Genomic DNA, 26,553 nt, shown 5'->3' on the forward strand with positions numbered 1-26,553 from the left:
CCCGATATAGTCGATTGCGGCGCGGTTCAAAGCGCGGCGAGCAAATCCTCGCGCGTGAGCGTGAAACCGGAGGCGATCCAGCGCGCTTCGAGCGCCTTCAGCGTATCTCCCAAAGCCTTGCCCTCATAGCGGGGCATCAGGTCTTTGGCTTGCACTGGAAATTGCTGTTTTGCGCCGAAATAGACCCTGTTTTGCCAGCCGTCCGGCATTTCCTGTCCCATCAGCGCATGCCGCAGAAGAAGCGCATCGGCCCCAGTTTCGGCCCCGAGCCGATAGCCAAGGACCGCCGCGTCATCACCGTCGGACAGCGAGGCGCGCAGGGCCTCGAGCTGCCTTGTGTCCTTCTTCGACAGGCGCAGCCGCTCGGCCACGTCTTCGCCGCCAATCGCCGCCAGCCTGCGGATCGGATCGGCGGGGCGATCCTCGAGATGGACGAGCGGACCGAGCGCGGTCGCATCCGCGCCGGGCAGCACCGCCATGAGAACTCCGCATTGCGCCATCGCCGCCACTGCGTGCACGGGATCGGGCGCGGCCAGCAATTTGCGCATCTCGCCGCCGAGGCGTTCGCGCGAAAGCGTCTCTATTCCGGCGATATTCTCGGCACACGCCGCCAACCCGTCAGGGTCGAGATCGTGCCCATACCACGCGGTAAAGCGGAAGAAGCGCAGGATGCGCAGGTAGTCCTCGCGGATACGCTCCTGCGCCTCGCCGACGAAGCGCACATGATGCGCCGCCAAATCCTCCAGCCCGGTTCCCAGCGGGTCGAGAACCGTACCATCCGAGCGGGCATAGAGCGCGTTCATCGTGAAATCACGCCGCGCCGCGTCCTCCGCGATGTCGTCGGAAAACGCGACCGTGGCGTGCCGCCCATGCGTCTCCACATCGCGGCGGAAGGTGGTGACCTCATGCGGATGCCCCTCCGCGACGACCGTGACCGTGCCGTGATCGACGCCGGTCGGCACTGGCTTCAGCCCGGCCGCCTGCGCAAGTTCGATCACCCGCTCGGGCCGTGCATCGCTGGCGATGTCGATATCGTTGACCGGCGCGCCGAGGGCGCTGTTGCGCACGCAGCCGCCCACCAGAAGCGCCTGATGCCCGCCCTCTTCGAGCATCTTCAGCACGCGTTGGGTCGGCTCTGCCTCGATCCAGTCTCCGGTCAGTCTCATCCTGCCATCCGGTCCGCCAATGAGCGCAATATACGCGCGGTGGCGCCCCAGATGTAATAGGGCCCGTAAGGCGCCACGAAATAGCTGCGCCGGGAGCCGCGCCAGCGGCGCGATTCGACACGGAAATTCCCGGGCGTGATATGCGAGAGCGGCACGGTGAAAGCCTCGGCCACCTCGCCCGCTTCGGGGATCACCTCGAAGGGCGTGTGGATGCGCGCCAGCACCGGCGTCACCAGAAAGGACGTCACGGTCTCATGCGGATCGAGCGTGCCCAGCACCTCGACATGGGCATGAGGAAGGCCGATCTCTTCCTGCGCCTCGCGCAGCGCCGCGCCGACCGGGCCTTCGTCATCGGGATCGACCTTGCCGCCGGGAAAGGCGATCTGGCCGGGGTGATGGCGCAGATGCGAGCTGCGCTTCGTCAGATGCAGGCGCGGCTCCGGCCCGAACGTATCGAAGGCGACGAGAACGCCCGCGGGCCGCAGTTTGCGGTCCTCGGGCAGGATCACTTCCGGGTTCAGATCGTAATCCGAAGAGGGCCGCCCCGGTCGCGCCAAGGCGTCCAGAACCGGGGCGAGCGGATCACTCATTCGATCCCTCATCCCCCGCTTCGCGCAGCGACCCGTCGGGGTTCTTCTGCGCCTCGAAGCCGAGCGTCAGCGGATCGAAAATGTAATGCGCGCCGCAGAACTGGCAGTCCGCGGTGACCGTGCCATCATCGGTGGTCATATGCGCGATGTCGCGCGCCGAGTAGATCGAGAGCGACTGACGCACGCGATCTGCCGAACAGGTGCAGCCGAACTCCACCCGCTGCGGATCGAAGACGCGCGGCCGCTCTTCGTGGAACAGACGCACCAGCAGCTCGGTCGGCTGCACGGTCGGGCCGATCAGCTCCATATCCTCGACCGTGTCGAGCAGGATATTGGCGCGCGCCCAGTTCTCGCCTTCCTCGCCGTCGAGAATGTCGTCGGCGGTCAGCAGGCCCTGATCGCCCGAGCCTTCCTGGGCGGCGAAGGGCGAGGCCGGCGGCATATGCTGCAGCATCACGCCGCCTGCGCGCCAGCTTTCGCCCTGCCCCGGCAGGATCGAGCGCCCGAAGGACAGCGAGAACCGCGTGGGCAGCTGCTCGGATTGCGCGAAATAGGCCTCGGCGCAGGCGCGCAGCGAGCCTTCGGAAAGCGGCGTGATGCCCTGATAGGGGGTCGTGCCTTTGCCCTGGTCGATCAGGATCGCAAAGTAACCCTGCCCGATCTGTTCGAACGGGTCGGCCTTGGGATCAAGCTTCTCTTCATCGAAGCTCGCCCAGGCGCGAATGCGGGCGGGCGCGCCCTCCTTCTCGGGGGCGTAGTAATCGGTTGCGATGATGCGGATCGGGCCGTCGCCGCGGATTTGCAGCGACAGCTTCCAGCGCAGCTTGACGGTCTGGCCGATCAGCGCGGTCAGAAGGGCGGCTTCGGCCACCAGCATTTCGACCGCGCGGGGGTAATCATGTTGCGACAGGACGGTGTCGAGCACGCCGTCGAGGCGGGCAACCCGGCCGCGGATGTCAGAGCGGTCGAGCTGAAACGGCAGAACTGTATCGTCCCATGCGATTTGGGATAGCTTGGACATGGTGCTCCTGAGGGGCTCAGAGGGGTTTTCGGGCGGCGCGGAGCCTGCCATACAGCCCCAATATAGGCGCGGCAACCGCAGACCCAAGGGAGAGCACATGATCGCGAGGTTCGGAGAGCGGGTGAAATCCGGTCAGCAGTATCGTTTGCGCCCCGGTGCCTACGCGATTCTGATCCGCGACGGGCGGGTGCTGCTGACCCATCAGGCGCATCCCATACCGGAGTTTCAATTGCCCGGCGGCGGGATCGATCCGGGCGAGGGGCCGATCGAGGCGCTGCACCGCGAGGTCTTCGAGGAGACCGGCTGGGCGGTTACGGGGCTGCGCCGTCTCGGAGCCTATCGGCGTTTCACCTATATGCCCGAGTATGAGTTCTGGGCGGAGAAGCTTTGCTCCGTCTGGCTCGCGCGCCCGGTGCTGAAGCGCGGTCTGCCGCCGGAGCCGCATCACACGGCGCATTGGGCCGATCCCGAGGATGCGCTCGAACTGCTCGCGAATGAAGGCGAGCGCGCGTTTTTCCAACGGTTCGTCCGTCGCTGAAAAGGCGCAGGCGTTTTGTTCGCCTAAGATGTAGCTGAGCTGGTGCGTTCTCCTCTCAAGTCTCCCCGGGGGGCCGATCTGTGCTGTCTGACGCAAGCTCCGAACGTCGCTCGGTGCTGCCGGGGCCGTGAAATTCCAAAACGCCAGCCGAGACATCGTCCCCGATCTCTCCCTCCGCGAATTCCTCGGTGGCCCAATAGAGCGCATCCAGAAGCCCGGGCCCCGGCATCTGGGAAAACTTGCGAAGCATCCGGGCCAGCCGGGTTTGATCGATCATCTCGCCGCTGCGGTCGCTGGCTTCGGTGATCCCGTCCGAGACCAGCACCAGCCGATCGCCCGGGGTCAGTTGAACCGTAAGCGTCTCGTATTCGGCGCCCTCGATCAGGCCGATCGGCAGCCCGCCCTCGCCGAAAAACTCGACCGTGCCGTTGCGCCGTTGCAGGACCGGGTAGGGGTGGCCGGCCTGAACCAATTCCGCCTTGCCGGTGCGCAGGTCGACATCGGCGTAGATAAGGGTGAAGTAGCTCTCGGTGCTCATTTCACTCAGCACGAGATCGTTGAGGCGCTGCGCGAGCTCCGCCGGGCGTCGTCCGCGCAATTCGCCTTTTGCGTTGCGGTAAATCGCGAGGTTCTGGCTGGGGGTGGTGCCGGAGAAGTAGCCCGCGATCCGCGCCATCATCAGGGCCGAGGTGATCCCATGCCCCGACACGTCGATGCCGTATAGGCCCACCCGGCGTTCATTGATTGGAAAGAACCCGACGAGGTCGCCGCCGACATGGCCTGCGGGCCGCAAGAGTAGCGAGACATCCGCTGCCTCGAACCGGGCGTGTCGTGTCCGCACGAGGCTTTGCTGTAGTTTGCGTGCCTCTTGCAGGTCGCGGTCGATCACCTCCTGTGCCTCGCGCAACAGGCGGTTCTTTTCGCTCAACTCCTCTTGCATGGTCAGGATGCGAGCGCCCGCGCTGAGCCGCGCCCGAAGCTCCGCTCCGTTGACCGGTTTCGACAGGAAATCATCGGCGCCGCTTTCCAATCCGCGCGTGACGTCCGTCTTCTCGGCCTTGGAGGTCAGAAGGATGAAATAGCCGTAACTTCGCCGCGGTAGGCCCCGAAAAACGCGGCAGAATTCTGGGCCGCTCATCCCCGCCATCATCCAGTCCGAGATCACGATATCGGGCTCGCATTGGGCGCAGATCGCGATCGCCTCTTCCGCGCTTTCAGCCTCGCTCACCTGGTAACCGGAGCGGGACAACTGCGCCGAGAAGATACGGCGCTGCATGCGGCTGTCGTCCACGACGAGAACGTGCCGCGCGGCGCCCGCCAACGGTCGTCTGCCCGCATCTGCGGGGGCCTCTTGTCTTTGCACCATCTGCATCATCCGAAACCTCTGCCCTCACGAAACCGCAAACTCCCTAAGATTCGGTGAAAACCAACCCGGATCAGACGTTAAGAAAATCGAAAGGGTGCGGCGGTAAGGTCAGTCTCGGGTGGAGTCGGATCGAGTGGCCTGGAGGGCGTAATGATTGATTGGGAACGGGTGCAGGAGTTGCGCTCGGAAATTGGCGCCGATGGCTTTGCCGAGGTCGTGGACCTTTTTCTCGACGAGGTCGAGGCCGTGGTGATGGGGCTTGGCGGACGTCCCGACCGGGTCGAAGAGGATTTGCACTTCTTGAAAGGGTCTGCCTGGAATCTCGGGTTCCGCGATTTCGGCGGCGCCTGTCAGCAGGGAGAACGAATGGCCGCCGCCGGACGCGCCGTGGAGGTCGATCTGAGCGCGATCCGCGAAACCTATAGCCTGTCCAAGACGCAGTTCATGGGGCGGCTATCGGAGTTCACTCCGGCGGCTTAGGGCGAGGTGCTGAGCAGACTGAACTGCGCCGAGCACATATTGCACCAAGTTGCACCCGTTGGGCGCGGGTGCGGCCATATTTTGGGAACTCGCGTGCCTATCGCGGGGCGTGAGCGCAGGAGTTGAGGATGTAGAAAAGGCTCCACAGTGCAAGAACGGCGAAGGACCAGTGTGTTTCGTCCGTCTGGAGGCGGCTCTATCGAACTGAAGGCCTCAGATAAGAAACTCAGCCAAGGTTTCGTCTTCGGTGATGTCGCGCCAGACGAAGCCCTCGGCGTCGAGCTTCGCGAAGAGCTCCGTGAAGTTCTCGGCACGTTTCGTTTCGATCCCGATCAGGACCGAGCCGAAGTTCCGCGCCGATTTCTTCAGATACTCGAAGCGCGCGATATCGTCGTCAGGGCCAAGCATCTGCAGGAAGTCCTTCAGGGCGCCGGGGCGCTGCGGCAGGCGGAGGATGAAATACTTTTTCAGACCGGAATAGCGCTGGGCACGTTCGCGCACCTCTGGCAGACGTTCGAAGTCGAAATTGCCGCCCGATGTCACGCAGACCACGCGCTTGCCGCGGATCCTCTCGGCCAGTTCGGGCAGGATGTCGACAGACATCGCGCCGGCGGGCTCAAGCACGACACCTTCGACGTTCAGCATTTCAAGCATCGTGATGCAGATGCGATCCTCCGGTGCGAGATGAACCTGCTCGGGCGTGACCCAACCAAGCTCCGCGAAAGGGCGCGCGCCGATCCGGGCCACAGCGGCGCCGTCAACGAAACTGTTCACCTGCGAGATCGTCACGGGCTCATGCGCCTTGACCGCAGCGGTGAGGCTCGCGCCGCCCAAAGGCTCGACGAAGCGAAATTCCGTATCGGGGGCGGTCGCGCGCAGATAGCCGGTGACGCCCGCGGCCAAACCGCCGCCGCCCACGGGCAGGATTACCATATCCGGTGCGCCGCCCAACTGGTCGAGGATCTCCACCCCGACCGACGCCTGCCCCTCGATCACATCCGGATCGTCGAAAGGCGCGAGGAAATGCGCCCGGGCCTCGCGGCAAAACTCCTGCGCCGACGCCAGCGTGTCGTCGAAATAATCGCCCGTGAGAACGATCTCGACCGCATCGCCGCCAAAGGTCTTGGTCTTGTCGATCTTCTGCTGCGGCGTCGTCACCGGCATGAAGATCGTCCCCTTCACCCCGAAATGCCGACAGGCGAAGGCCACGCCCTGCGCGTGGTTCCCGGCGCTCGCGCAGACGAAATGTGCCGCCGACGGATCGCGCTCGCGCAATTTGCGCATCGCAGTGAAGGCGCCCCGGATCTTGTAGGAGCGCACCGGCGTCAGGTCCTCGCGCTTGAGCCAGACCTCGGCGTCGAAGCGTTTCGACAGATGGGCATTGAGTTGCAGCGGCGTCGGCTCGAAGAGCGCACGCAGCGCGCGGGTGGCGGCTTGGGCGGAAAGGGCGAACTCACTCATACCGCCAGATGTGACGCGCGCCGCCCGCTTTGGCAAGCTCAGACGAGGGCGCGTTGCTCGACAAAATGACCGTAGAGCGTCGTTAGGATCGACAGCAGCAGCATCACGGTGGGCACAGCGAAAAGCAGCTTGAGCGCGACCACGACCATATCATCCGCGAGGTCATGTGGCGCCTGTATCGAAAGCATGCTCACCGCAACGAAAGGGAGTACCACGAGAAATGCCAGCAGAGTGAGCAAAGCGAAGCCACGCCAGTGGCCGCGAGTCGCGCGCCAACTGTCGCGGATCGTCGCGCCGCCGATCGCGGCCCCGGGCAGGGATACTCCGAGACGGAGCATGAAGGCATACAAGGCAATGAAGAATGCCAGCCCCACGACGGCAAGTAGAACGGCTTCAGCGGTCTGGTTCGGAATGATTTCCTGCGCCGCGAGGGCGAAAAGAAAGACAATCGCGGCTCCCAGAACCATCATCGCCATGGCACAGAGCGTGATCACTATGCCACGCCAGAAATAGCTCACGTCGCGGCGCAGATGAATCCGCGGCAGCCAGCCGACGCGCTCGCCGAGCAGGATGAACCTGTGCCAGTTCACCGCCGCGATGATCAGCGGGATCGGCAGGATGAACGTGTTGAAAACCACAATGAACAGTGATTTTTCGAAACTCTGGTGTTGTGATGCTCCGGCCTGCATCACGCTCTCGATAAGCCACTGCTGCCCGATGATCATGATCAAGAGAAGAAGCGCCGAGATCCGAAGGGTCTGCCGCCAATTTCCAAAGACCTGCCGGAACGAGTGTCCGAAAACCCCCAATACATTCATCACTTTGCCCCCAAAGAATGTCATTTAACAATTCACCGTTGGGGCTCGATCTCACCGCAGTCAAAGCACGTTCGGCGCGCCTTGGTTGAATTCTCCGTGTGATCGAGGTGGAAAAGAGCGAGTCACCGCCGGCTCACCTTCGCTTTGAGCGAAGCCTTGCGCATTTTGCAAAGGCTGCCGCTTTTTTGCCCACTTTCGACGCTAATCGTGCTGAAACTGTGTTGCGAGCAACAAAAGAGGAGGGCCGCATGCGCCTGAGAAAAACTTCGATTGTCGCCCTTGTCGCGGCGAGCTTCGTCGTCGCCCCGGTGGCGACCAGCCATTTCACCGGTGCGGATGCCGCCTTTGCCAAGAACGGCAACGGTGGCGGTAATGGCGGTGGCAACGGCGGTGGAAACGGTGGCGGAAATAGTGGCGGCAATGGCGGAGGCAAAAGCAACGCAGGCGGTAATTCCGGTGCGGCGGGCAAATCCGCATCGGCCGGGCGCGCGACGAGCCCCGGAAATTCCGGCAAAGCTGCTGCGCATGGCGGCGGCCCCGCGAAATTCCTCGACGATCTGTTCTCGGGTAAGCGGCAGGCGAAATCGCAGCACACCACCCGCGCCACTGTGAAAACGGCGTCGCGCGGCACCACCGCGACGAAGACGCGCTCGACCACCCCAACCAAATATGCGGTCAACGAGTCGCCGCGCCCGAACGGCAAGCCGAGCCTGAGCGAAGATGAGCTGCGCAATCACGGCGCACTGGCCTCCGAGCTGAAGGGTCTGAACGCGGCCCATGCAAGCGCAACCGCGCTCGCCAACGCCTCGCCGAACAGTCAGGTGGGCCGGATTGCGACCTATCGCGACTCTGTCGTCGGGGCGGCGCAAGCAGAAGAAGATCTCGCGACCGCGCAGCAGACCCTCTCGGATCTCGAGGCGCAGGATGTTCCCACGCCGGAAGAAGTTCAGGCTCAGATCGACGAACTCGATCCCGAGGCAGAGGACTACCAGAGCCAGCTCGACACGCTCGAAGCCCAAAAGCAGGCGGCGGAGACCTATCAGACGGATCTCGCGACGGCTCAGGATCAGGTCACCGAGCTTGAGAAACAGGTCGCGGAAGCCGATCAGATGCAGGCGGACGCGCTTCTTGCCGCATCCAACGGGCGCGATCTTTCGCCCGAGGCCAAAGCCTACCTGCACGAACTGCTCGACCTGCCGCCGCCGGAAACCGCAACGGCAGAGGCACCTGTGGATGGCGATGTGGCGACCGGCGACGGCACGACGGGCGACGGGACCACGGTCGATGGCGATCTCGCCTCGAGCGGGGACACCACGACCGATCCGCTCGTGGACCCGTCCACCGAGAGCTGATCTCGCGCAGAGCACATTCGAAAGGGCCGTCCTTCGGGGCGGCCCTTGTTCATTGGAAAAAAAGCTTCTATTCCGTCGCGGAACAAGAAAACCGGGAGATGCCGCATGTCCGCGCCCAAGAAAGTCGTGCTTGCCTATTCGGGCGGCCTCGATACCTCGATCATCCTGAAATGGCTGCAGACCGAATACGGTTGCGAGGTCATCACCTACACCGCCGATCTCGGCCAAGGCGAGGAGCTCGAGCCGGCGCGCAAGAAGGCCGAGATGCTCGGCATCAAGCCGGAGAATATCCATATTCTCGACGCGCGCGAGGAATTCGTCCGCGATTTCGTCTTCCCGATGTTCCGCGCCAATGCGGTCTATGAGGGGCTCTATCTGCTGGGCACCTCGATCGCGCGGCCGCTGATCTCCAAGCATCTCGTCGAGATCGCGCATAAGCATGGCGCCGATGCGGTGGCGCATGGTGCGACCGGCAAGGGCAACGATCAGGTCCGCTTCGAATTGTCGGCCTATGCGCTCGACCCGTCGATCAAGGTGATCGCGCCGTGGCGGGAATGGGACCTGTCCTCGCGCACGAAGCTGCTGGAGTTTGCCGAGGCGAACCAGATCCCGATCGCCAAGGACAAACGCGGCGAAGCGCCGTTCTCGGTCGATGCGAACCTTCTGCACACCTCGTCGGAGGGCAAGGTTCTGGAAGATCCGGCCGACATGGCGCCCGATTACGTCTATCAGCGCACCGACGATCCGATCACGCAGGCTCCGAACGAGCCGGAATTCATCGAGATCGGCTTCGAGAAGGGCGACGCGGTGTCGATCAACGGCGAGGCGATGAGCCCGGCGACGATCCTCACCAAGCTCAACGAATACGGCAAGACCCACGGCATCGGCCGTCTCGATTTCGTCGAGAACCGTTTCGTCGGCATGAAGTCGCGCGGCGTCTACGAGACCCCCGGCGGCACCATCCTGCTGGAAGCGCACCGTGGCATCGAGCAGATCACGCTCGATAGCGGCGCGGGCCACCTGAAGGATTCGATCATGCCGCGCTATGCCGAGCTGATCTATAACGGCTTCTGGTTCTCGCCCGAGCGCGAGGCGCTGCAGGCGCTGATCGACAAGACGCAGGAATACGTCACCGGCACGGTGAAGCTGATGCTCTTCAAGGGCGCGGCCCGCACCGTCGCGCGCTGGTCGGAGTATTCGCTCTATTCCGAGGCCCATGTGACCTTCGAGGAAGACGCAGGCGCCTACGATCAGAAAGACGCGGCGGGCTTCATCCAGCTCAACGCGCTGCGCCTGAAGCTGATCGCAACCCGCAACGCGCGAGTGAAGAAATGAGCTTTTCGCAGCCCAAGGCCGCCATCGTCACCGTCTCCGATCGTGCGTCGCGCGGCGAATACGAGGACAAGGGCGGTCCGGGCTGCGAGGATTATTTGCGCGGTGTGGTGACCTCGCCGCTGGAAATCGAGCGTCACATCATTCCCGATGGGCGCGAGTCGGTCGCCGCGAAACTCCGCGAACTGGTCGCGGCCGAAGCCGATCTGATCCTGATCACCGGCGGCACCGGCCCCGCGCCGCGCGACGAGACGCCCGAGGGCTGCTTCGACGTAATCGAGAAGGAACTGGCGGGCTTCGGCGAAGAAATGCGCCGCGCCTCGCTGCTCGAAGTGCCGACCGCCATCCTGTCGCGTCAATCGGCGGGGATCGCCGGCAAATCGCTGATCATCATGGTGCCGGGCAAGCCCTCGGCCATCGCGACCTGCCTCGACGCGGTCTTCGCCGCCGTGCCCTATTGTCTCGACCTGATTGGCGCGGGCTATATCGAGACCGATCCGGCCCGGATCAAAGCCTTCCGTCCGAAGAAAAAGTAAGAGGGGGCGCTGCCCCCGTCGCCGTATGGCGACAATCAACAGAGAAAGAGGGGGCGCCGCCCCCGTCTCTTTCAGAGACTCCCCCGGGATATTTGACCCAAGGCGAAAATCGCCACTCTTCGTGTTGGCTGAAGTATCCCGGGGTGAATTCGCGTATGCGAAGAGGGGCAGCGCCCCTTACCGCTTCACCGCTGCGATGGCGTAGTTCACCGAAAGATCGCGCTCCGAGAGCGACCAAGTCCAGCTCAGCGGATTGAACACCATGCCGCGGCGGTCGACCGGGTCGAGCCCTGCTTTGCGCGACAGCTCGTAAAGCTCGTCAGGCGTTACGAATTTCGACCATTCATGCGTGCCCACCGGGAGCCAGCGCATCACCCGCTCGGCACCGATGATCGCGACCATGTAGCTTTTCGGGTTGCGGTTCAGCGTCGAGCAGATCATCAGCCCGCCCGGTTTCATCAGGCTCTGGATCGTGTTCACGAAGCCCTGCGGATCGGCGACGTGTTCGATGATCTCCATCGCGAGGACGACGTCGAATTGCTCACCCTTCGTGGCCAGATCTTCCGCCGCGCAATGGCGGTAATCGATCTTGAGCCCCGACTGTTCGGCGTGCAGCCGCGCCACGGGGATATTCCCTTCCGCCGCATCGGCCCCCACAACCGTGGCGCCAAGTCGCGCCATCGGCTCGGACAGAAGCCCGCCGCCGCAGCCGATATCCAGCAGGCGCAGCCCCTCGAACGGGCGCGGCGCTTTCAGGTCGCGGCCGAACTGCGTGGCGATCTGCGTGGTGATGTAGTCGAGCCGGCAGGGGTTGAGCATATGCAGCGGTTTGAACTTGCCGTTCGGATCCCACCATTCGGCGGCCATCGCCTCGAATTTCGCGACTTCTGATGGGTCGATGCTGTTTGCCGGATCTGCCATTGCTCTCCTCGCATTGATTTTCGGGCAGCCCATGGCGGGCGCGCCTTTTGCTCTATATAGTCCAGACATGGACAGAACTGCAGGGCAAAAGCGCGCATCGGGCGCCCATCTTTATCCGCCGATCGAGCCCTTCGATCAGCGCCGGATCGACGTGGGTGATGGCCATATCCTTTATGTCGAGCAATCTGGCCATCCCGAGGGGCAGCCGGTCGTGGTCTGCCATGGCGGGCCGGGCGGTGGCTGTTCGCCGACGATGCGGCGATTCTTCGATCCGCAGCATTACCGGGTCATCCTGTTCGATCAGCGCGGCTGCGGTCTGTCGCGCCCGCATGCGAGCGTCGCGGATAACACGACGTGGCATCTGATCGCGGATATGGAGCAGATCCGCCGGACGCTCGGCATCGACAGCTGGATGGTGTTCGGGGGGAGCTGGGGGGCGACGCTGGCGCTGCTTTACGCGCAGGCGCATCCCGACCGGGCGACGAATCTGATTCTTCGCGGCGTCTTCCTTGCGACGCAGGCCGAGCTCGAGTGGTTCTATGGCGGCGGCGCGGGGAATTTCTATCCCGACCTCTGGGCGAATTTCCGGCGTCCGATTCCGGAAGACGAGCAGCACGATCTGATCGGGGCCTATCACAAGCGGCTGTTCTCGGGCGATTACATGGCCGAGGCGCGCTATGCACGGCACTGGGCGATGTGGGAAAACGCGCTGGCTTCGGTGCGCTATGACGGACCGCCGGGCGAAGCCTCGCCCGATTACGCGCGCGCTTTCGCGCGGCTCGAGAACCACTATTTCCAGAACGCGGCCTTCCTCGAAGAGGACGAACAGATTCTGCGCGACCGTCACAAGATCGAGCATATCCCGACGACCATCGTGCAGGGGCGGCTCGACATGATCTGCCCGCCGACCTCGGCCTACAGGCTGGCGCAGGGCTGGGCGATGGCGAAGCTGCAGCTGGTGCCGATGGCCGGGCATGCGCTTTCCGAGCCGGGGATCACCGCCGGGCTTGTCCGCGCGATGGATGAGCTTAGATCCTGATCTAGCGAAAGATTTCGATCGAGGCCGCCATGACGCTTACCTATTTCCTGCTGTTTCTCGTGGCCTCCGCGGCCGCCGCTGCGACGGGCATCATCTTCAAGCCGGGCGAATGGTATGTTGGGTTGAAAAAGCCCGGCTTCACGCCGCCCAACTGGGTCTTTCCGGTCGCCTGGACCTATCTCTACGTCTCGGTCGCCTATGCCGCGGCGCGCATCGCCCCCGAGGCGGGCAGCCAGATCGCGCTCACCCTCTTCGCGGTGCAGATCGCGCTGAACACGCTCTGGACGCCGGTCTTCTTCGGGGCGCATCGGCTGTGGCTCGGGCTGCTTGTCCTGATCTGTCTGTGGGTCGCCGTCGCGGCGATGATGCTGGCCTTCCTGCAGCTAGATATGCTGGCCGGATTGCTGGTCTTTCCCTATCTCGTTTGGCTGACATTGGCGGGCGCGCTGAACTTCCGCGTCTGGCGCGACAACCCGCGGGCGGGGGCCCAAACCTGATTCCACTTGCGGAATCTGCAATACAGGACTATATCGCCATCAACAGCGGCGCGCCGGGGTCCAAACCTGACGCCCACCGGAAACGTGTGACGGGCCGCAACGGCCCGTTTTTTGTTTTTGTAGGATCGGAAAGAGAGACATGACCGACCTGATCGCCAAGACCGCCATCGACCGGCGTCTGGCCGAGATCGTGACCCCCGTGATCGAGGGGCTTGGCTTCGAGCTCGTGCGGCTGCGGCTGCAGGGCGGCAAGACGGCCACGCTTCAGATCATGGCAGACCGCCCCAATGGCGGGATCATCGTGGACGATTGCGCCGCGATCTCGACCGCCGTGTCTGCGGCTCTCGATGTGGAAGACCCGATCGAGGACAAATATACGCTGGAAGTGTCGTCGCCCGGGATCGACCGGCCGCTGACGCGCTTTAAGGATTTCGACATCTGGGAAGGCTACGAGGCGAAGATCGAGACCTCCGAGCAGATCGACGGGCGCAAGCGCTTCAAGGGTATCCTGCGCGGCACCGAAGGCTCGGAAATTCTGATCGAGCTGGACGAGAACGGCGAAGACGTCGTGATCGGCCTCCAGTTCGACTGGCTCGCGGATGCGAAGCTGGTGCTGACCGATGAGCTGATCGACGAGATGCTGCGCCAGAAGAAGGCGACCGAAGGCGTCGACGAAGCTGAATTTGACGAGATTGACGATTCCCCCGAGGAGGAGAACTGAGATGGCCATCACGGCAGCCAACCAGCTTGAGCTTCTGCAGACCGCCGAGGCGGTGGCGCGCGAAAAGATGATCGACCCGGATCTGGTGATCCAGGCGATGGAGGAGAGCCTCGCGCGTGCGGCGAAGTCGCGTTACGGCGCGGAGATGGACATCCGTGTCTCGATCGATCGCAAGACCGGCAAGGCGACCTTCACCCGTGTCCGCACCGTCGTCGAAGACGAAGAGCTGGAGAACTATCAGGCCGAGCTGACCGTCGAGCAGGCGAAGCAGTATCTCGACAACCCCTCGGTCGGCGATCAGATCGTCGACGAGGTGCCGCCGGTCGATCTGGGCCGCATCGCCGCGCAATCGGCCAAGCAGGTCATCCTGCAGAAGGTCCGCGAAGCAGAGCGTGATCGCCAGTACGAAGAGTTCAAGGATCGCGTGGGCACGATCATCAATGGCATCGTCAAGCGCGAGGAATACGGCAACATCATCGTCGATGTGGGCCGTGGCGAAGCGATCCTGCGCCGTAACGAGAAGATCGGCCGCGAGAGCTATCGCCCGAACGACCGCATCCGCGCCTACGTGAAAGACGTGCGCCGCGAGACCCGTGGCCCGCAGATCTTCCTCAGCCGAACCGCGCCGGAATTCATGGCCGAGCTGTTCAAGATGGAAGTGCCGGAAATCTACGACGGTATCATCGAGATCAAGGCCGTGGCCCGCGATCCCGGCTCGCGCGCGAAGATCGGCGTGATCTCCTATGACAACTCGATCGACCCGGTCGGCGCCTGTGTCGGTATGCGCGGTTCGCGCGTGCAGGCCGTCGTCGGCGAGCTTCAGGGCGAGAAGATCGACATCATTCCGTGGAACGAAGATCAGGCGACCTTCCTCGTGAACGCGCTGCAGCCGGCCGAAGTGTCGAAAGTGGTGATCGACGAGGAAGCGCAGAAGATCGAAGTCGTGGTCCCGGACGAGCAACTGTCGCTCGCCATCGGCCGTCGCGGTCAGAACGTGCGTCTGGCCTCGCAGCTGACCGGTCTCGACATCGACATCCTGACCGAAGCCGAGGAATCGGCGCGCCGTCAGGCCGAGTTTGCCGAGCGCACCAAGCTGTTCGTCGACGCGCTGGACCTCGACGAGTTCTTCGCGCAACTGCTCGTGGCCGAGGGCTTTACCTCGCTCGAGGAAGTGGCCTATGTCGACATGGACGAGCTGCTGTCGATCGAAGGCGTGGACGAGGACACCGCAGGCGAACTGCAGGCCCGTGCCCGCGACGTGATCGAAGAGCAGAACCGCAAGGCGCTCGAAGCTGCGAAGGAAATGGGCGTCGAGCAATCGCTGTTCGACTTCGAAGGCCTGACCCCGCAGATGATCGAGGCGCTCGCGAAAGATGACGTCAAGACGCTGGAAGATTTCGCGACCTGCGCCGACTGGGAACTGGCCGGTGGCTGGACCACGGTCGACGGTCAGCGCGTGAAGGATGACGGTCTGCTCGAGAAATTCGACGTGAGCCTCGAAGAGGCGCAGAACCTGATCATGACCGCGCGTATTCAGCTGGGCTGGGTCGACCCGTCCGAGCTGGAAAGCGACGCGGAAGACGAAGGCGAAGAGGAAACCGAGGAGGAGGCCGAGGCGTAAGCCTCGGTCCCGACCGGAGAGGAGCTTAGATGAGTCGCGGCGGAAAGCCGAAAACCAACGACGACCCCGAACGGCGCTGCATCGTCACCGGCGATGTTCAGCCGAAGGCGGGGCTTGTCCGCTTCGTGCTCGGACCCGATGGGATGATCTACCCGGACGTGGCAGGCAAACTGCCCGGCCGCGGAATCTGGGTCACCTCCGAACGCGGCGTCATCGAGACGGCGATGAAAAAGGGATTGTTTGCTCGCGCAGCGAAGCAGGCGGCCAAAACCCCAGAAAATCTGGTGGAATTGGTGGAACTGGCCCTTGCCTCTCGCGTTGTGGAGCTTATTTCTCTGGAGCGGAAGGCTGGCAAAGCGGTTGTCGGCTTCGAAAAGGTCAAGGGCTGGCTGGCCGAGGGGCGCGCGAAAGTGCTGCTACAGGCAAGCGACGGCTCGGACAGGGGCAAGGGCAAGCTGTGGACGCCCGAAGGCGGGCGCTGGTTCGGCTGCCTCACCTCTCAGGAATTGGGTTTGGCATTCGGCCGCGATCGTGCGATACACGGCGCGCTTGCAGCCGGTGGCCTCACCCGGCGCGTAATTGAAGACGCATCGAGGCTTGCGGGCGTACGCAAGCAGGACGGCGGCAAGACCGCCATGAAGGATACGAAGACGGCATGAGCGATACGGACGGCAAAAAGACTCTCGGACTGGGCGGCGGGCGCCCCGGGCAGGTGAAGCAAAGCTTCTCGCACGGGCGCACCAAGAACGTCGTGGTCGAGACGAAAGGCAAGAAGCGGGTGCTGAACAAACCGGCGGCAGGCGCTGGTAAGGGAGGGGGTAACAAAACTTCCCTTGGCGATCCGTCGAAGCGCCCCGCCGGGATTTCCGACGCCGAGATGGAGCGTCGCCTGAAGGCGCTTCAGGCCGCGAAGGCGCGTGAGGTCGAAGAGGCCGCCGCCCGCGAGGCCGAGGAAAAAGCCCGCGAAGAAGAACGTGAGCGTCGTCGCGCCGAGGCTGAGGCCAAGGAGCGCGAGGAGCGTGAACGCGAAGCGGCCCTGAAGGCCAAGGCTGAAGAGGACGAGCGCAAGAAGCGCGAGGCCGAACTTCGCGACAAGAAGAAAGAAGAAATCCGCAAGGGCGGACCGAAGAAAGACACTCCGGTCGATCAGGCTGCCGTGGAGGTTGCTGCCGCCCGCGCCGAGACCAAGGGTGTGTCCGCTTCGGGTCCGCGCAAGACGGATCGTGAGCGTGACACGCGCAACGATCGCAACAACAAGGGCAATGACCGCGGCAACCGCCGTTCGGGCAAGCTCTCGCTGAGCGATGCGCTCTCGGGTGGCGAAGGCCGCCAGCGTTCGCTTGCTGCGATGAAGCGCAAGCAGGAGAAGGCCCGTCAGAAGGCGATGGGCGGCTCGCAGCGTGCTGAAAAGCAGTCGCGCGAAGTGCAGCTTCCCGAGACGATCATCGTGTCGGAACTCGCCAACCGTATGGCAGAGCGCGCGGCCGATGTGGTCAAAACGCTCATGAAGATGGGCATGATGGTCACCGCGAACCAGACGCTCGACGCCGATACCGCGGAACTCGTGATCGAGGAATTCGGTCACCGCTCTGTGCGCGTCTCGGATGCGGATGTCGAACAGGTCATCGATCAGGTCGACGACAAAGAAGAAGATCTGCAGCCGCGCCCGCCGATCGTCACGATCATGGGCCACGTCGATCACGGCAAGACCTCGCTGCTCGACGCGATCCGCAAGGCGAACGTCGTCTCCGGCGAGGCTGGCGGGATCACGCAGCATATCGGCGCCTATCAGGTGCAGACCGAGAGCGGCGCGACCCTGTCCTTCCTGGACACGCCCGGCCACGCGGCCTTTACCTCGATGCGTGCACGCGGTGCCAATGTCACCGATATCGTGGTGCTCGTGGTGGCGGCCGATGACTCGGTGATGCCGCAGACCATCGAAGCGATCAATCACTCGAAGGCCGCTGGCGTTCCGATGATCGTTGCGATCAACAAGTGCGACAAGCCCGATGCGAACGCCCAGAAGGTCCGCACCGAGCTTCTGCAGCACGAAGTCGTCGTCGAAGAGATGTCGGGTGACGTGCAGGACGTGGAAGTGTCGGCCAAGACCGGCAAGGGTCTCGATCAGCTGCTCGAAGCCATCGCGCTTCAGGCCGAACTGCTCGAACTCAAGGCCAACCCCGATCGCGCCGCGCAAGGTGCGGTGATCGAAGCCAAGCTCGACGTGGGTCGTGGCCCGGTCGCGACGGTTCTGGTGCAGAACGGCACGCTGCGCAAAGGCGACATCTTCGTCGTCGGCGAGCAGTGGGGTAAGGTCCGCGCGCTGATCAACGACAAGGGCGACCGCGTCGATGAGGCCGGTCCGTCGGTTCCGGTCGAGGTGCTTGGCATCAACGGCACGCCCGAGGCTGGCGACGTTCTCAACGTCGTCGAGACCGAGGCGCAGGCCCGCGAGATCGCCGAATACCGCGAGCAGGCCGCCAAGGACAAACGCGCCGCTGCCGGTGCCGCGACGACGCTGGAACAGCTGATGGCGAAAGCCAAGGCCGACGAAAGCGTCACCGAACTGCCCGTGCTGGTGAAGGCCGACGTGCAGGGCTCGGCGGAAGCGATCGTTCAGGCGCTCGAGAAGGTCGGCAACGAAGAGGTGCGCGTGCGCGTGCTGCATTCGGGCGTCGGTGCAATCACCGAATCCGACATCACGCTGGCCGAGGCGTCCAACGCGCCGGTCATCGGCTTCAACGTTCGTGCCAATGCGCCTGCGCGCAACGCCGCGAACCAGAAGGGCGTCGAGATCCGCTACTACTCGATCATCTACGATCTGGTGGACGACATCAAAGCCGCCGCTTCGGGCCTCCTGTCGGCCGAGATCCGCGAGCACTTCATCGGCTACGCCGAGATCAAGGAAGTGTTCAAGGTCACCGGCGTCGGCAAGGTCGCGGGTTGTATCGTCACCGAGGGCGTGGCCCGTCGTTCGGCTGGTGTCCGCCTTCTGCGCGACAACGTGGTGATCCACGAAGGCACGCTGAAGACGCTCAAGCGCTTCAAGGACGAGGTCAAGGAAGTGCCCTCCGGTCAGGAATGCGGCATGGCCTTCGAGAGATACGACGATATCCGCCCCGGCGATGTCATCGAGATCTTCGAGCGCGAAGAGGTCGAGCGGACGCTCTGATCCTTCGGGACCGATTTACGAATATAAAAACGGGGGCCTTCGGGCCCCCGTTTTGCATCTGTGGCTGTCGTCCGGCTGAGACAGCGATTGACGGGATGCCCGGCAAAGAGCGCATCGCCGACACGCACGAGGATGCGCCCGCAATCCAGCGTCCGTTCGTAAACGCCCTGAACGAAGACGCTGCTGCCGATCTGAATGGTTCTGAGCATGAGGTTCCTCCCTTGAGCGCTCATTAGAAGCGCAAGGTCTTAAGGAACGACAAATGGAAACGGTCTGCCCTTCGCGTTAGACGCGAGAGGTGGGAAAAAAGATCACAAAGGTTAACCGCGCAGTAACCCCGATCAGAGCCAATCGCGCAGAATCGGGATCAGGGGGATATCCGCCGGCGGCATCTCGTAGTCGCGCAGGTCCCGCGCCCGCGCCCAGGCGAGGGTCTGCCCCTCTTGCGGGCTGACGATCCCCTCCCACTTCCGGCAGGCAAAGAGCGGCATGAGCAGGTGGAAGTCGTCATAGGCGTGGCTGGCGAAGGTCAGAGGTGCGAGGCAGCTCTGATGGGTCTGGATGCCCAGCTCCTCGTCCAGCTCGCGGATCAGCGCAGCCTCGGGCGTCTCGCCCGCCTCGACCTTGCCACCGGGAAACTCCCACAGACCTGCCATCGACTTACCCTCGGGGCGCTGTGCCAGAAGCACGCGCCCGTCGGCGTCGATCAGCGCGACGGCGGAGACCAGAACCATCTTCACGAACGATAATCCGCGTTAATGTCGATGTAGCGGTGGGTCAGATCGCAGGTCCAGACCGATTTCGAGGCGCGGCCAAGGCCGAGATCGACGCCGATTACCAGCTCGTCGTTCTTCATATAGGCGCTCGCGGCCTCTTCGGAGTAATCCGGCACGCGCCAGCCTTTCTCGGCCACCACCATGTCGCCGAAGGAAATCTTGAGCTTGTCGCGATCGGCCTCGGCTCCGGACTTGCCGACAGCCGCGACCACGCGGCCCCAGTTGGCGTCCTCGCCCGCGATCGCGGTCTTCACCAGCGGCGAGTTCGCAATCGACATCGCGATCTTATGGGCGTCCTCGTTCGAGCGGGCTCGCGTCACGCGGATCTCGACGAATTTCGTGGCCCCTTCGCCGTCTTTGACGACCTGATGGGCCAGATCCATCATCACCTCGCGCAGCCCGGCCTCGAACGCCTTCGCAGGCTCCGAGCGCAGATCGGCGATTTCGGCGGCGTCGGATTTGCCCGTCGCCGCGACGATCAGCGCATCCGAGGTCGAGGTGTCGCTGTCCACGGTGATCGCGTTGAACGTGTCGTCGACCTGCCGCGACAGCATCTTCTGCAGCCGCGCAGGCGCGATCTTCGCGTCGGTGAAGATGTAGACCAGCATCGTCGCCATATTCGGCGCGATCATCCCCGAGCCCTTCGCGATCCCGGCGATCTTGATCTTGCCGCCTTCGCCCTGAACTTCGGCAAAGGCGCCTTTGGGATAGGTATCGGTCGTCATGATCGCGCGCGCGGCATCCTCGATCCCGGCAGGGGAGAGGCGCTGCGTCAGGCCGTCGATCACCGCGACGATCTTGTCATGCGGAAGCGGCTCGCCAATGACACCGGTGGAGGACGAAAACACCCGGCTGATCGGCATATCGAGCGCCTGAGCCACCGCGCCAGTCACCTTGTCGACGCTCTCCTGACCGCTTTTCCCAGTGAAGGCGTTGGCGTTGCCGGAGTTGACGATGATCGCGGCGCCCGTCTCGGCAGGCGCGCGCATCGCGAGCTTTTCCTGACAGTCGAGCACGCAGGCCGCGCGGGTGGAAGAAGTGGTAAAGACACCTGCGATCGAAGCGCCCGGCGCGATCCGCGCCAGCATCACATCGGTGCGGCCGGCATATTTGACCCCGGCCGCGGCGGAGGCGAATTCGACCCCCGCGATTTCCGGAAGATCGGGAAATTTCGCGGGGGCGAGCGGCGAAATCGTCACCGATTTCGCCTGTGTCTGTGCCGCAGAAGCGGCAGGGGCGGGCGCGGCGGAAAGGTCGGACTTCAACGCCTTAACCTTGGCGCGGAGCTTCTTGACCTTGGTCTTCAACTCCTTGGTTTCCTTAGACTTTTTCTTCGCCATCGCGCCCGCCTTTTGATCGATCAGTTGCTACCCAAGATGGACTGATCTTTCAGAACGCTCGGATCAATCCCGTCGGTCATCTTGTCGATTTTGGCTTCGCCCACAACAGCCTTTACGCGTTTTTGGACAGCCTCTTGGCGAATATCGCCTTCGAGCTTCTTGCGCACATCGGCCAGTTTCGGCGCGTCGACCATCTTCGTGCCGAGCAGCTTCACGACATGCCAGCCGTACTGGGTCTGGATCGGACCGGCGACTTCGCCGTCCTTCATGCCTGCAACCTCATCCGCGAAGGGCTTGACCATCGCGTCGAGCTTGAACCAGCCCAGATCGCCGCCATTGGCCGCCGCACCATCGGTCGAGTTCTTCTTCGCCAGTTCCGCGAAGTCGCCGCCGTTGTCGATCTCTTTCTTGATCTTCTCGGCCTCTTCCTTGGTTTTCACGATGATATGGGCCGCGTGATATTCCTTTGTCGGCTCGGCCTTGGCGTATTTCGCGTCATAGGCTTTCTGCACGGCGTCGTCGGTCACGGCCTTGTCAGCGGTGTAGTTCAGCATCGCACCCGAGAGATACGCGCGCTTCTGCACTTCGAGAGCGATCTTGTCGCGCTGGGTGATGCGCTTCTCTTCGAGCTGGGCGAGCGCGGTCTGCTGGATCAGCTGCTCCAGGACGCCTTGGAACAGCTTGTCATCGGGCAGCTGCTGGTATTGCGCGGGCAGGCCGTCGCGTACCGTTTGCATCATGCCCAGCGTGATATCCTGACCGTTCACGGTGGCGACCACGGTGTCGGCGCTCAGGTCGGTGCGCGGCTTGGCGGCGGTTTCCGATTTCGCGGCATCCGCAGCGGCGGCAGGCACTTTCGCGTCATCGGCCTGTGCGATCCCGGCAGTCATTGCGCAGATCGCGACGCTCGCGAACAGTTTCGTCAGATTCGGCATCCTTGCCACTTCCTTTCTGCCGCGTCTCTAGGCGGCGTTGACAGTCTGGCAGCCGCCCCTTACATCGCCTAGGGCCTGTAAGAGCCATTTCGGCCTTGTTTCGCTAGCTCTTCTAGGCAAGCAAACCCTATGCGACAAGGCACAGGGAATAACGATCTGGTCAGCTACCCTCGGAGATTACATGCTCGGCATCGGAACACTCGCGAAGAAGGTCTTCGGCACGTCGAATGATCGTAAGGTGAAATCGGTGCGCCCGCTGGTGGCCAAGATCAACGCGCTGGAGGAGGAGTTCGCAGCCCTCTCCGACGAACAGATCATCGAGAAGACCCGCGAGTTTCAGCGCCGCGTTCAGGAAGAGGGCGAAAGCCTCGACAAGATCCTGCCCGAAGCCTTCGCCAACTGTCGCGAAGCCGCGAAACGTGCACTCGGCCTGCGGGCCTTCGACGTGCAGCTCGTCGGCGGCATCTTCCTCCATCAGGGCAACATCGCCGAGATGAAGACGGGCGAAGGGAAAACCCTCGTCGCGACCTTCCCGGCCTATCTGAACGCGCTCGCCGGCAAGGGCGTACATGTCGTCACCGTGAACGACTATCTCGCACGACGTGACGCGGAATGGATGAGCAAGGTCTATGGCGCGCTGGGTCTGACCACCGGCGTCGTCGTGCCCTTCCAGGCCGAGCCCGAGAAGAAGCAGGCCTACGCCGCCGACATCACCTATTCGACGAATAACGAGCTTGGCTTCGATTATCTGCGCGACAACATGAAGACGTCGGTCGACCAGATGATGCAGCGCGGCCATTTCTACGCGATCATCGATGAGGTCGACTCGATCCTGATCGACGAGGCGCGCACGCCGCTAATCATCTCGGGCCCGTCCGACGACCGCTCGGAACTGTATATCACGCTCGACAAGTTCATCCCGAGCCTGAGCGAAGAGCATTACACCATCGACGAGAAGGCCCGCACCGCGACCTTCACCGAAGAGGGCAACGACTTCCTCGAAAACCTCCTGCTGGAGGCGGGCGTTCTGCCCGAGGGCCAGTCGCTCTACGATCCCGAAAGCACGACCATCGTGCACCACGTCAACCAGGCCCTGCGCGCCCACAAGCTGTTCTTCAAGGATCAGAACTACGTCGTGCAGTCGGGCGAGGTCGTGCTGATCGACGAATTTACCGGCCGCATGATGAAGGGCCGCCGCCTCTCGGAAGGCCTGCATCAGGCGATCGAAGCCAAGGAAGGCGTCGAGATCCAGCCCGAGAACGTGACGCTGGCCTCGGTCACCTTCCAGAACTACTTCCGCCTCTACGACAAGCTCGGCGGGATGACCGGCACCGCGGCCACCGAGGCCGAGGAATTCGCCGAGATCTATTCGCTGGGCGTGGTCGAGATCCCGACCAACCGCCCGATCGCGCGGAAAGACGAGCATGACCGCGTCTACCGTACGGCGCAGGAAAAATACGACGCCGTCGTCGAGGCGATCAAGAAGGCCAACGAGAAGGGCCAGCCGATGCTCGTCGGCACCACCTCGATCGAGAAGTCCGAGATGCTCTCGGACATGCTCAAGAAGGCCGGCATCAAGCACAACGTCCTGAACGCCCGCCAGCACGAGCAGGAAGCGACCATCGTCGCCGAGGCCGGTCGTCTCGGCGCGGTGACCATCGCGACCAACATGGCAGGCCGCGGGACCGACATTCAGCTTGGCGGTAACGTCGAGATGCGCGTGCAGGACGAACTCGCGGCGAATCCCGATGCGGATCCCGAAGAGGTCCGCAAACGGATCGACGCGGCGACCGCAGAGGAAAAGGCGAAAGTTCTGGAAGCGGGCGGCCTGTTCGTTCTCGCGACCGAGCGCCACGAAAGCCGCCGCATCGACAACCAGCTGCGCGGTCGTTCGGGCCGTCAGGGCGACCCGGGCCGCTCGCTGTTCTTCCTCTCGCTGGAAGACGACCTGATGCGGATCTTCGGCTCCGACAAGCTCGATTCGGTCCTGTCCAAGCTGGGCATGAAAGAGGGCGAAGCAATCGTCCACCCGTGGGTGAACAAGTCGCTCGAGCGCGCGCAGGCGAAGGTCGAGGGCCGCAACTTCGACATTCGTAAGCAGCTTCTGAAATTCGATGACGTGATGAACGACCAGCGGAAAGCGGTCTTCTCGCAGCGTCGCGAAATCATGGAAACCGAAGAGGTCGGCGAGATCACCCGCGACATGCGCGTTCAGGTGATCGAGGACCTCGTGGACCGCTTCATGCCGCCGAAATCCTATGCCGATCAATGGGATGTCGAAGGCATGCATCAAGAGGTGATCGAACAGCTGAACCTCGACGTGCCGCTTGCGGAATGGGCCGAGGAAGAGGGCGTCGATCAGGAAGTCGTCGCCGAGCGACTCGAGGAAGCGACTGATACGCTGATGGCCGAGAAGGCCGAGGCGTTCGGCGCCGACACGATGCAGATGATTGAAAAGCAGGTCCTGCTGCAGATCATCGACGCGAAATGGCGCGAGCATCTGGTCACGCTCGATCAGCTGCGCCAGACCATCGGTTTCCGCGGCTATGCGCAGCGCGATCCGCTGTCGGAATTCAAGACCGAGGGCTTCCAGCTGTTCGAGATCATGCTCGACAGCCTGCGCTCGGACGTGACCCAGCAGCTGGCCCGTATCCGTCCGCTCACCGAAGAAGAGCAGGCGCAGATGATGCAGGCGCAACAACAGCAGCCCGCACTGACCGAAGCGTCGGAGGAAGCCCCGACCGAGGCGATGCCCGAGGTCGAGGTGGTGGGCGAGCCGCTTCCGGGATTCGACGAGACGAATCCGGCGACCTGGGGCGAGCCGTCGCGCAACGATCCTTGCCCCTGCGGGTCTGGCAAGAAGTTCAAGCATTGCCACGGGCAATTGGTTTGACACAACTCTGACGCGAATGTGGCAAAGTTGAGGCGGCTTCGGCCGCCTTTTCCATATCTTGTTGGAGTCATTGACTCTCTTGGCAGGTCCACCCCCCACGCCAGCCGCGTGAAGGGCGCGATTTCCCAATTCGCGCCGCAGCTTCGCCGCTTTCGGTCATTAGAAAATTATTAAGCAGTTTTCTAAGACAGACCCCAGTTCGAGGCGGCGATGCGCACCATTCGCAAGATATCCATGATCGGAGCGACGTTCCTGCTCGCCGCCGCGACCGGTCATGTGATGCAAAGCGTGGGTCCGCGTCCGCAACTCGGTGCGTCTTTGGTGGCGAGCTCGGTCAGTCGCGAGACTTGGAGAAATCGGGTCGAGCCGCGCGAGGAACCGCGGGTTCAGCTCATTTCGAAAACCGTTCTTCGCAATCCTCCCGTCTATCATTTCGCGACGGATTCCGGCGTCGGCATCGTGCCTGCGACGGTGCGCACATCGGGCGACCGGTTCACCTCTTCGCTTCCGCAACCGATGCCGTTGAAGACAGGCGCTGCCGATTGCGGGCACGCCGTTCTGTCGGTCACCCCCGCAGGCGACGGGCTGACCAAGCTGGAGCTGAGCGCGCCATGCCATCCCGATACGAAACTGGCGATCCGCGATGCGTCGCTCTCGATTGCCGGTCAGACCGACAAATCGGGGGCGTTCTCGGCTATCCTGCCGTTGCTCGCGCCTATGACCTCGCTGGAAGTCACCACCGGTGGATCGACGATCGCGCAGGTCGAGGCCGCGGCGTCGGGGCTCGATAAGATCAACCGCGCGATCTGGGTGACCGATGGACAAAGCCCGTTGCATCTGAACGCCTATGAGAACGGCGCGCAGTTCGACGATGCGGGCCATCTCGACGTGACCCAGCCGCGCACGCCGGACACCTCGCTGGGCGGCTATATGCAAAGCTTCACCTCCGCAGATGGCAAGCGCATCGAAATCTATACCGCTCCCAAGACGCTCACCGCGCTCAAGCTGCAACTCGAGGCGACGCTGTCCTCCGAAGATTGCGGCAAACCGGTCGGCGGCCGGCTGATGCGGATGCATGGCACCGGGACTGCAGCGATGCCGATCACCCTCGATCTGCCCGCCTGTCCGTCCGATGGCGGCGCGGTGGTTCTGCCGCTCGATGGGTTCGAGTCCCAGGGCTTGACCGCTCAGAAGTAACCCTCCGACCGCAGGCTGATCTCGCAGTCCTTTCCTAGGATCAGGTGATCGTGCAGCACGATGCCGAACAGCTTCGCCGCCTCGTCGATCTGCCGTGTGAGGGCGATATCCGCCTCCGACGGGGTCGGGTCGCCCGAGGGGTGATTGTGCACCAGAATCAGCGCCGATGCATTGGCCTCCAGCGCGCGCTTCATCACCTCGCGCGGATAGACGGGAACATGATCAACCGTGCCGCGGCCCTGTTCCTCATCCGCAATCAGCGCGTTCTTCCGGTCCAGTAGCAGCAGGCGAAACTGCTCCGTCTCGGCGTGGGACATCGCCATGTGACAGTAGTCGATGAGTGCCTGCCAAGAGCTGAGCACCGGGCGATGCATCACCTTCGAGCGTGCGAGCCTTTGCGCCGAGGCCTCCACCAGCTTCAACTCGATCACCACGGCCTCGCCCACGCCGGTCACTTGGCGCAGGCGGTGAGGCGGGGCAGAGACCACCCGCCCGAAATCGCCGAAGGTTTCGATCAGGCGACGGGCGAGAGGTTTGACGTCCTGCCGCGGGATCGCGCGAAACAGCACCAGTTCGAGCAGTTCGTAATCGAGCAGGGCCTGCGCGCCGCCTTCCATGAACCGCGTGCGCAGCCGTTGTCGATGATCGAACAGATAGGACGGCTTGGACGCGCCCGGCGGCGGACGGATCGCGGTGCCGCCGTTGAACAACGGCAGCGGAGGTTCCTGCATATGATGGGGCATCTGGTCCATGAAACAGACCATGAACGATTCGGATTGAA

24 protein-coding genes are annotated in these 26,553 nt (G+C 63.3%); 13 read left to right on the forward strand and 11 right to left on the reverse strand.

The window, feature by feature from the left end:
• Positions 1-26: 26 nt before the first annotated feature.
• Genes BMI86_RS11850 through BMI86_RS11860 form a run of 3 tightly spaced genes read right to left on the reverse strand, consistent with a single transcriptional unit; the run spans position 27 to position 2,777 of the window.
• On the reverse strand, positions 27-1,166 hold the full coding sequence (locus BMI86_RS11850) for a CCA tRNA nucleotidyltransferase (protein ID WP_078541583.1): 1,140 nt from the start codon (positions 1,164-1,166) through the stop codon (positions 27-29).
• A complete protein-coding gene (locus BMI86_RS11855; RefSeq protein WP_078541584.1) occupies positions 1,163-1,756 on the reverse strand; it encodes a CoA pyrophosphatase in 594 nt (197 codons plus the stop codon). Before BMI86_RS11855 ends, BMI86_RS11850 begins: the two co-directional genes overlap by 4 nt.
• Positions 1,749-2,777, reverse strand: coding sequence for an Hsp33 family molecular chaperone HslO (locus BMI86_RS11860; protein WP_078541585.1), 1,029 nt, complete (start codon positions 2,775-2,777; stop codon positions 1,749-1,751). Before BMI86_RS11860 ends, BMI86_RS11855 begins: the two co-directional genes overlap by 8 nt.
• Positions 2,778-2,874: 97 nt before the next feature.
• Here BMI86_RS11860 and BMI86_RS11865 point away from each other — a divergent pair, with 97 nt between their 5' ends.
• Entirely contained in the window at positions 2,875-3,315 is a 441-nt protein-coding gene (locus BMI86_RS11865) for an NUDIX hydrolase (RefSeq protein WP_078541586.1), read from the forward strand.
• Between the two features lie 55 nt (positions 3,316-3,370).
• Here BMI86_RS11865 and BMI86_RS11870 read toward each other — a convergent pair whose 3' ends face one another.
• Positions 3,371-4,690: a SpoIIE family protein phosphatase gene (locus tag BMI86_RS11870; protein WP_348638954.1), complete on the reverse strand. Its 1,320-nt coding sequence runs from the start codon at positions 4,688-4,690 to the stop codon at positions 3,371-3,373.
• Positions 4,691-4,831: 141 nt separating this feature from the next.
• On the opposite strand from BMI86_RS11870, the gene BMI86_RS11875 reads away from it, so the two are divergent.
• Positions 4,832-5,161, forward strand: coding sequence for a histidine kinase (locus BMI86_RS11875; RefSeq protein WP_078541587.1), 330 nt, complete (start codon positions 4,832-4,834; stop codon positions 5,159-5,161).
• A 213-nt stretch (positions 5,162-5,374) separates the two neighbouring features.
• Here the strand turns inward: BMI86_RS11875 and ilvA are convergent, their stop codons facing one another.
• Both ilvA and BMI86_RS11885 read right to left on the reverse strand, forming a co-directional pair.
• Complete coding sequence (gene ilvA, locus BMI86_RS11880) at positions 5,375-6,622, reverse strand: threonine ammonia-lyase IlvA (protein ID WP_078541588.1); 1,248 nt, start codon at positions 6,620-6,622, stop codon at positions 5,375-5,377.
• A 38-nt stretch (positions 6,623-6,660) separates the two neighbouring features.
• A complete protein-coding gene (locus BMI86_RS11885; RefSeq protein ID WP_143594780.1) occupies positions 6,661-7,464 on the reverse strand; it encodes a hypothetical protein in 804 nt (267 codons plus the stop codon).
• A gap of 224 nt (positions 7,465-7,688) precedes the next feature.
• Here BMI86_RS11885 and BMI86_RS11895 point away from each other — a divergent pair, with 224 nt between their 5' ends.
• The 3 genes from BMI86_RS11895 (at position 7,689) to mog (ending at position 10,660) form a co-directional block, all read left to right on the forward strand.
• Positions 7,689-8,792, forward strand: a complete 1,104-nt coding sequence (locus tag BMI86_RS11895; protein ID WP_143594781.1) for a DUF3450 domain-containing protein — start codon at positions 7,689-7,691, stop codon at positions 8,790-8,792.
• A gap of 105 nt (positions 8,793-8,897) precedes the next feature.
• Positions 8,898-10,127: an argininosuccinate synthase gene (locus BMI86_RS11900; RefSeq protein WP_078541592.1), complete on the forward strand. Its 1,230-nt coding sequence runs from the start codon at positions 8,898-8,900 to the stop codon at positions 10,125-10,127.
• Positions 10,124-10,660 (forward strand): molybdopterin adenylyltransferase, encoded by a 537-nt coding sequence (gene mog, locus BMI86_RS11905; protein WP_078541593.1) that lies wholly within the window; start codon positions 10,124-10,126, stop codon positions 10,658-10,660. The genes BMI86_RS11900 and mog overlap by 4 nt, the downstream gene beginning before the upstream one ends.
• Positions 10,661-10,837: 177 nt before the next feature.
• Here the strand turns inward: mog and ubiG are convergent, their stop codons facing one another.
• Positions 10,838-11,581 carry a bifunctional 2-polyprenyl-6-hydroxyphenol methylase/3-demethylubiquinol 3-O-methyltransferase UbiG gene (gene ubiG / locus BMI86_RS11910; protein ID WP_078541594.1) on the reverse strand — a complete coding sequence of 248 codons (744 nt, stop codon included), beginning with the start codon at positions 11,579-11,581 and terminating at the stop codon, positions 10,838-10,840.
• Positions 11,582-11,648: 67 nt separating this feature from the next.
• Between ubiG and pip the strand changes: the two genes are divergently transcribed.
• The 6 genes from pip to infB all read left to right on the forward strand — a co-directional run bounded on the left by pip (position 11,649) and on the right by infB (position 18,631).
• Positions 11,649-12,620 (forward strand): prolyl aminopeptidase, encoded by a 972-nt coding sequence (gene pip / locus BMI86_RS11915; RefSeq protein WP_078541595.1) that lies wholly within the window; start codon positions 11,649-11,651, stop codon positions 12,618-12,620.
• A gap of 29 nt (positions 12,621-12,649) precedes the next feature.
• Positions 12,650-13,117, forward strand: coding sequence for a TspO/MBR family protein (locus tag BMI86_RS11920; RefSeq protein ID WP_078541596.1), 468 nt, complete (start codon positions 12,650-12,652; stop codon positions 13,115-13,117).
• Positions 13,118-13,256: 139 nt separating this feature from the next.
• Positions 13,257-13,838 carry a ribosome maturation factor RimP gene (gene rimP / locus BMI86_RS11925; RefSeq protein WP_078541597.1) on the forward strand — a complete coding sequence of 194 codons (582 nt, stop codon included), beginning with the start codon at positions 13,257-13,259 and terminating at the stop codon, positions 13,836-13,838.
• Position 13,839: 1 nt separating this feature from the next.
• On the forward strand, positions 13,840-15,459 hold the full coding sequence (nusA, locus tag BMI86_RS11930) for a transcription termination factor NusA (protein ID WP_078522235.1): 1,620 nt from the start codon (positions 13,840-13,842) through the stop codon (positions 15,457-15,459).
• Positions 15,460-15,488: 29 nt separating this feature from the next.
• Positions 15,489-16,118 carry an RNA-binding protein gene (locus BMI86_RS11935; RefSeq protein ID WP_078541598.1) on the forward strand — a complete coding sequence of 210 codons (630 nt, stop codon included), beginning with the start codon at positions 15,489-15,491 and terminating at the stop codon, positions 16,116-16,118.
• The gene (gene infB, locus BMI86_RS11940; RefSeq protein ID WP_078541599.1) at positions 16,115-18,631 is read left to right on the forward strand and encodes a translation initiation factor IF-2; all 2,517 of its coding nucleotides are present in this window, start codon (positions 16,115-16,117) and stop codon (positions 18,629-18,631) included. The genes BMI86_RS11935 and infB overlap by 4 nt, the downstream gene beginning before the upstream one ends.
• A 341-nt stretch (positions 18,632-18,972) precedes the next feature.
• Here the strand turns inward: infB and mutT are convergent, their stop codons facing one another.
• The 3 genes from mutT to BMI86_RS11960 are packed head-to-tail and all read right to left on the reverse strand — an operon-like array spanning position 18,973 to position 21,682.
• Complete coding sequence (gene mutT, locus BMI86_RS11950; protein WP_078522238.1) at positions 18,973-19,371, reverse strand: 8-oxo-dGTP diphosphatase MutT; 399 nt, start codon at positions 19,369-19,371, stop codon at positions 18,973-18,975.
• Positions 19,368-20,747 carry a bifunctional glutamate N-acetyltransferase/amino-acid acetyltransferase ArgJ gene (gene argJ / locus BMI86_RS11955; RefSeq protein ID WP_078541601.1) on the reverse strand — a complete coding sequence of 460 codons (1,380 nt, stop codon included), beginning with the start codon at positions 20,745-20,747 and terminating at the stop codon, positions 19,368-19,370. Before argJ ends, mutT begins: the two co-directional genes overlap by 4 nt.
• Before the next feature lie 20 nt (positions 20,748-20,767).
• Positions 20,768-21,682, reverse strand: a complete 915-nt coding sequence (locus tag BMI86_RS11960; RefSeq protein ID WP_078541602.1) for a peptidylprolyl isomerase — start codon at positions 21,680-21,682, stop codon at positions 20,768-20,770.
• A 181-nt stretch (positions 21,683-21,863) separates the two neighbouring features.
• On the opposite strand from BMI86_RS11960, the gene secA reads away from it, so the two are divergent.
• Positions 21,864-24,575 carry a preprotein translocase subunit SecA gene (gene secA / locus BMI86_RS11965; protein ID WP_078541603.1) on the forward strand — a complete coding sequence of 904 codons (2,712 nt, stop codon included), beginning with the start codon at positions 21,864-21,866 and terminating at the stop codon, positions 24,573-24,575.
• A 234-nt stretch (positions 24,576-24,809) separates the two neighbouring features.
• On the forward strand, positions 24,810-25,772 hold the full coding sequence (locus BMI86_RS11970; RefSeq protein WP_143594782.1) for a hypothetical protein: 963 nt from the start codon (positions 24,810-24,812) through the stop codon (positions 25,770-25,772).
• Here the strand turns inward: BMI86_RS11970 and radC are convergent.
• Positions 25,763-26,503, reverse strand: coding sequence for a DNA repair protein RadC (radC, locus tag BMI86_RS11975; protein WP_246831701.1), 741 nt, complete (start codon positions 26,501-26,503; stop codon positions 25,763-25,765). The two genes, BMI86_RS11970 and radC, sit on opposite strands and share 10 nt — an antisense overlap.
• Positions 26,504-26,553: the final 50 nt, after the last annotated feature.

The sequence above is a fragment of the Thioclava sp. DLFJ5-1 genome (assembly GCF_002020115.1).
In the GTDB taxonomy this organism is placed as follows: domain Bacteria; phylum Pseudomonadota; class Alphaproteobacteria; order Rhodobacterales; family Rhodobacteraceae; genus Thioclava; species Thioclava sediminum.